This window comes from Acinetobacter psychrotolerans, from assembly GCF_048552595.1.
In the GTDB taxonomy this organism is placed as follows: domain Bacteria; phylum Pseudomonadota; class Gammaproteobacteria; order Pseudomonadales; family Moraxellaceae; genus Acinetobacter.
The window spans coordinates 1-5,283 of the sequence record NZ_JBIMDK010000037.1 but is presented as its reverse complement, the minus strand read 5'-3'; the positions used below and the strand labels follow the sequence as shown (position 1 = coordinate 5,283).

Below are 5,283 nucleotides of genomic sequence, written 5' to 3'. Positions count from 1 at the left end.
TTGAATATTGATACAGCCATTCATAATCTCTTAAAGTACTGATCATTTTTCTTACTGTTTTATCCTCACTACTCTCCATCATTCCCCCTCTAAACTTATGACTGATTCTTTAAGATAATTACTTAAGATTATACATCCTATACTTACACTTATTCCCCCCCTAATATAGCTACTATATAATTAGAATAAAAATAATCTAAAAGCCTTTAACTAAAAGAGTTTTAAGAAGTTATTTCATTAAAATATGAAGAGGAGTAATTTACAAATCATTATCCGTATTAGTGCGGTAAATATCAAGATGAATATTCTCATAAATTTTATTTTTATAGGTGTTGTGACTATCGGCATCAAACCAATGGAATCCCCACCCATAGAGAAAAGCGACACTCACGTAGAAATATCTATGTCTTTATTGGTTATCAATCATTCATATTTTTAATTTTGAAAAATATTGAATCAAAACATACCAACATGCTTAACATTTTGAGGTAAACAAGGCATTTAAAGGACAATAAACTATTGTTATTAAATAATTTAAAGCCATGAGAGAACTAAAAGGAGTAATTTTGATATGTTATTTAATACTTATTATTAGCACACCCATTTAGAACATAAGCTATTGATATAAGTAACTATTAGAAGATAAAAGATACCAGAAAGAAAACAACAACAAAACAAGTCATAATTACAATCATTAACAGATCAAAGCAAAGGAGCTATTATCTGATTTAGGCTTATCCAGTCTCATGCTTTCGATGGCGATAATAAGTTGCTCTACTAATCCCTAATGCTTCCCAAGGCTTCGTGCTAGCTTCTGAACCATCAACAGGTAATCGCTTAGATTTCTTACCACCTATAGACCCTTTACGGCGCTGTCTATCAATAAATTCTTGGTAAGCGTAGCCATCACGCTTCCAACAGTAGCGAGCTATAGACTTTGCAATGCCTTTGATCTCTCCATATTGCATAGGCTCTGTAATGCCCTCATTGAGCTTTAGACAGTGATCAATGACGGTCTGTAGCCATTGGTTATATGTTTTCCCTCTATACTCTCTTACCGCCCTGTATGCCCAAAAACGTGCTGTATGGAACACATAACAGTTTCTTCCCAGACCAATAGCTTCATCTTGTTTAATTGGTTTATTTGCTTCTTTCCAATCAATTTCTAACTTACTAGCAAGCTCATTCAATGAATATGGTTTATCACGTAGCGTATATGCTCTCCATTGCTCGTGTATGGGGTTTTTTGCTATTAAACCACTGTATCCTAAATCAGCATTAAATAAGCTCTGTAATCGCTTTAAAACAGCATTAGCATAGATGATTGGTTTTATTTTACTGGCGTTTGTTTTGTAAATTGGTGTTTTGAGAGTAAAGAATATGTGTGATCTGCCATTGTCCTTGTTCTCTATCAAAAGGTTAGGCATTGGAATACCTGTCATTGAATAAAGAATTTCAATCAATGAGGATTCATAGTCTAGGTCTAAGATTAAATAATTTTGATAGAAAGGGTGATTAGGCTGTAAGTACTTGAACTTTACTGCCGTTTCTTTTGGTCGTATCAATAATCCTTGTGAGAGATCATTTGTACAATAGGGTTTTTTAGGTAGTGTCTCTTGAAAGCTATCAAGAGCAAGGCTCAATTGCATTTTTATATAATTCTCTTATTTGCAATTTACACTTGAACCTGTATTATTGGTTTCAGGTTGTATGTAAATGCGATCTAAAGATTCAAGCCTATATTTCTGAACTTTGGCGAGCGAGGAAATATGGGCTTTTTCATGTCTGTAATATTTGTACCATACTTCCTTTAATAACTACAAAGAACTCTTACGTATTACCTTTCATCAATTTAAATCAGCTATCATTCTGAATAATCAATTACTAACCTCTGTTGATTCTCCATGCCTAAATTCACCGTAGCCGAGTTATCTAAAAAATATGGTATTGCTCGCACCTCAATTTATGATCGTATGAAGAACGGTACTATTAGCTATGAGATTGATGATAAGAATCGAAAGGTAATTGATCTAAGCGAAATGCAAAGGGTGTACGGTACGCCTGACAGTAAGCCTACAAGCAAGGCTGACAGTACAGAAACTGACAACACTACAATCGAGCTGTACAAGCAATTAATTGAAGAACTTAGACAAGATAAACAAGATGCAAAAATTCGTGAAGATCGTATGTATAAAGAGATTGAAGCATTAAAAGATAAGATTGATAACTTAACTTTAGCTTTAGGATATACACCTTTAAACAATCAGCCTGACAGTGAGCCTGACAATACAAATGAACAAAACCGTACAAGCATAGACTTACAACAAAATGTACAAACTGAAACTAACTATAAAACAGAAAATCCTGATTCCTCTCCCACTCTAGTCAATCGCTTCGAAAGAGGAATTAAAGCTTTCTTTAGAAAGTAATATTTTTAGAAAAACTTATATTTGATGTATGGAAATAGACTCTCTTTAATTTCATTAATACTTCTTAGTACTAAAGTACGATTAACTGTTTCATATGCTGAATTATTGGCTTGGAATCTTTGAAGTCCTCTTAAAGTTTTTTCAGAACTATATATAGCTTCAAGCTTATTAGTACTTTCAATAAACTTTGAATCCTCATTAGTTAACTTTTTAATCAAATCTATTTTAGGTAAGTTAACAGCTTTCCAATTATCAACGTCATTATTAAACTGTTTAAAATTATCACTTTTAAAGTCAGCATTTTGCTCTAGTTTATTATAGATAATTTCTAGCTCTGTAAGGTTTGTCCAGTAAGCTTTACATTCATTAGCTACAACTTCTTTTCCTTTTTGGAAATGCCAAACTATAACAACAAATATAGCAATGATATAAGGCGTAAGTCCTTTAAAGGTATCCCATCCATCAATAACACAGTCAACCATTTTTATCCTTTCAATACTCTATAAACAGTAGCTACACCACAATTAACAGCTTTTGCTATTTCTTCTTTGGTCAAGCCTTTATTAGCTAACTCTTTGATTCTATCATGTTTAACTGTATCAGCTTTCTTACCTGTTGGCTTATATCCTGATCTTTCTAAACCTTGTTTAATTCTTTCACGACGTTTGTCATTGTCTAACCTTGCCATAGTTGCCAACAAATCTATCAGCATGTTGTTTACTAGATTGAGAATAGAGCCTGTGATGGTATCTGTTGAACTGATAAGCATGTGTGTAGTTGGCAGATCAGCAACAACTAGCTTTAGTCCTTTCTCTTTTATACGACCTTTCAACACATCAAAGTCAGACTGAGAAAGCCTAGACAAGCGGTCTACACTCTCAACAAGCAACGTATCACCATCTTCTGAATCATTAAGCAATTGATTTAAAATAGGTCTTTCTAACTTTGTACCTGATTCATTCTCTATATATTCAATCACATCACCTTTGATGGATTTAGAAAACTCTCTCAAATCATCTAATGCTCTTTCAGCATCTTGATCTTTGGTACTAGCACGGACATAAATTCTAGTTGTCATTTATTATTTAACTATACAAATTAAAGTACAATGATAATAATATCATTTGATTTAATTTAATAGTCTTTTGATAGAATTTTTATCATTTAATTTTATTCTCTTTTGAGTATAGTCTATTGATAATTGAAGTTAATTTAGGAAAATATCAATGATAAAAATTGTTCTAGGAATTTCAACAGCTTCAATGTTGACAGCATGTTCACCAGAACCAAAGACTTTTGATGATTGCATTTTAAAATATATGCCAAGTACTCAAGAACGACTAGCGGTTACAGCGATTTATGATGCCTGTGAAAATAAGTTTTTAAATTGAAAAAGACCACCTACATGAGATGGTCTATTAATATCAAAGAATAATAAAATCAGCTATTTGCAGTAAATCAGCCATAAGGCTAATCACCTGCAACAAGTAGAATACAAATGTACTCATGCTGTGCTCCTTTACTATGAAGGTGGGTAAAGAGCACTGCTTGCTATCAGCCGTCTGATGTAGTTTAATAATTTAAACTAACGACGCTTAATTAAAGTTAACGATAATTAACTCTAATTGACGACGCTTAATTGCATAGCAATGCCTCCAGCTATCCGTCTCTCAACTTTGGCGAGAGGTGAGACGGAATAGCTACATAAAACAAAGTTTCTTTGTTCTAATCCACTATGCAAGACTTTTCTAATTTGATCAATATTGACATTTTGATATTTTTTTTTCTTTCAATTAAAGAATTGTACCCTTATAAAACAATATTTTACGCCTAACTATGTCTTTGTTTACATTGCAAAAATCACTATAAAATGTACAAATAATTTATATTGTCTATTGCAATCAGTTACTTATAGAAATTGTATAAATGTTTAACCTATGTATCATTTAACTTTTACTACTTACTTGTCTTAAACTTCTTAACCTTTTTGATATTGGAAGTAATGGTTTTAATCTTCTACTTCCATCAAATGTACGATTAATTCCTTTAAGCAAGAGTTCAATTTAAAGCATGGTTTTCTTTACTTAACAGCCGAAGATAGCCATTTAATAAGCATAACAAGAAACCTTAAAGGTAATGTGGTCATCCCTGGATGTAATACTCCTGTTCAATCAGAAAATATGGGAATTAGTAAGAAAACAGAAGAAGAACTTCGAAGCATTAAAGCTTAATCTCAATTATTAGTTCTAATGACAGTTTTGTACGTGAATGAATGAGTATAACGACCCTACAGAAATAATTTCATTCATGTAGAGACAATAAAAAAGCACCCTTTTTAAGGTGCTTCGTCAATAAGCTTTAGTTTTGATCTATTTAGAATGGTGTATCTCTTTTTTCCACCTAGCAAACTGATGTCATGTAGCTTCTGATTTTTTAGTGCAGAACACGTAGATTCAATTTTTTTCTCTGTTACCTTTCTGCTTAGAACATTAAAATTAAGATCAGAATAGTATCCAACATTGTCAATTCCATGAATTACATCAGTAGAAAATATTGTGATGTAAAACTGTTGAAAGGATTTTTTAGAGGGATGAATTTTATGTAAAGTCTTTCTTATCACATACATCATTCCAATATTTTTATTTTCCTTCCCCTTTCTCAGGTTATCTCTAAACCTCTTGTCATCAAATTTCATTAACCAATTCTTAGCTGTATATTTAGCATCTTCTATATCAAGATCATTGACATCCACAAAGATTGAATATTGATACAGCCATTCATAATCTCTTAAAGTACTGATCATTTTTCTTACTGTTTTATCCTCACTACTCTCCATCATTCCCCCTCTAAACTT

The 5,283-nt window shown here is 32.1% G+C and carries 6 protein-coding genes; 2 read left to right on the top strand and 4 right to left on the bottom strand.

What is annotated here, in order from left to right; genetic code table 11:
• Window positions 1-734 precede the first annotated feature (734 nt).
• Window positions 735-1,649, bottom strand: coding sequence for a replication initiation protein (locus tag ACG94X_RS16695; RefSeq protein WP_419384790.1), 915 nt, complete (start codon window positions 1,647-1,649; stop codon window positions 735-737).
• Window positions 1,650-1,904: 255 nt separating this feature from the next.
• On the opposite strand from ACG94X_RS16695, the gene ACG94X_RS16690 reads away from it, so the two are divergent.
• The gene (locus ACG94X_RS16690; RefSeq protein ID WP_419384789.1) at window positions 1,905-2,429 is read left to right on the top strand and encodes a plasmid replication DNA-binding protein; all 525 of its coding nucleotides are present in this window, start codon (window positions 1,905-1,907) and stop codon (window positions 2,427-2,429) included.
• Between the two features lie 5 nt (window positions 2,430-2,434).
• Here the strand turns inward: ACG94X_RS16690 and ACG94X_RS16685 are convergent, their stop codons facing one another.
• Together ACG94X_RS16685 and ACG94X_RS16680 are read right to left on the bottom strand one after the other, a co-directional pair.
• Window positions 2,435-2,911: a hypothetical protein gene (locus tag ACG94X_RS16685; RefSeq protein ID WP_419384788.1), complete on the bottom strand. Its 477-nt coding sequence runs from the start codon at window positions 2,909-2,911 to the stop codon at window positions 2,435-2,437.
• Between the two features lie 2 nt (window positions 2,912-2,913).
• Complete coding sequence (locus tag ACG94X_RS16680; RefSeq protein ID WP_419384787.1) at window positions 2,914-3,507, bottom strand: recombinase family protein; 594 nt, start codon at window positions 3,505-3,507, stop codon at window positions 2,914-2,916.
• Between the two features lie 148 nt (window positions 3,508-3,655).
• Here ACG94X_RS16680 and ACG94X_RS16675 point away from each other — a divergent pair, with 148 nt between their 5' ends.
• Window positions 3,656-3,820 carry a hypothetical protein gene (locus ACG94X_RS16675; protein ID WP_419384786.1) on the top strand — a complete coding sequence of 55 codons (165 nt, stop codon included), beginning with the start codon at window positions 3,656-3,658 and terminating at the stop codon, window positions 3,818-3,820.
• Window positions 3,821-4,764: 944 nt separating this feature from the next.
• Here the strand turns inward: ACG94X_RS16675 and ACG94X_RS16670 are convergent.
• Window positions 4,765-5,283: hypothetical protein (locus ACG94X_RS16670; RefSeq protein ID WP_419384785.1), on the bottom strand; the 519-nt coding region annotated here is incomplete at its 5' end.

Excerpts from the sequence above, each read along its gene's own strand:
- ACG94X_RS16695 (WP_419384790.1), bottom strand. The coding sequence starts at position 1,649 with ATGCAATTGAGCCTTGCTCTTGATAGCTTTCAAGAGACACTACCTAAA.
- ACG94X_RS16680 (WP_419384787.1), bottom strand. The coding sequence starts at position 3,507 with ATGACAACTAGAATTTATGTCCGTGCTAGTACCAAAGATCAAGATGCT.
- ACG94X_RS16690 (WP_419384789.1), top strand. The coding sequence starts at position 1,905 with ATGCCTAAATTCACCGTAGCCGAGTTATCTAAAAAATATGGTATTGCT.
- ACG94X_RS16685 (WP_419384788.1), bottom strand. The coding sequence starts at position 2,911 with ATGGTTGACTGTGTTATTGATGGATGGGATACCTTTAAAGGACTTACG.
- ACG94X_RS16675 (WP_419384786.1), top strand. The coding sequence starts at position 3,656 with ATGATAAAAATTGTTCTAGGAATTTCAACAGCTTCAATGTTGACAGCA.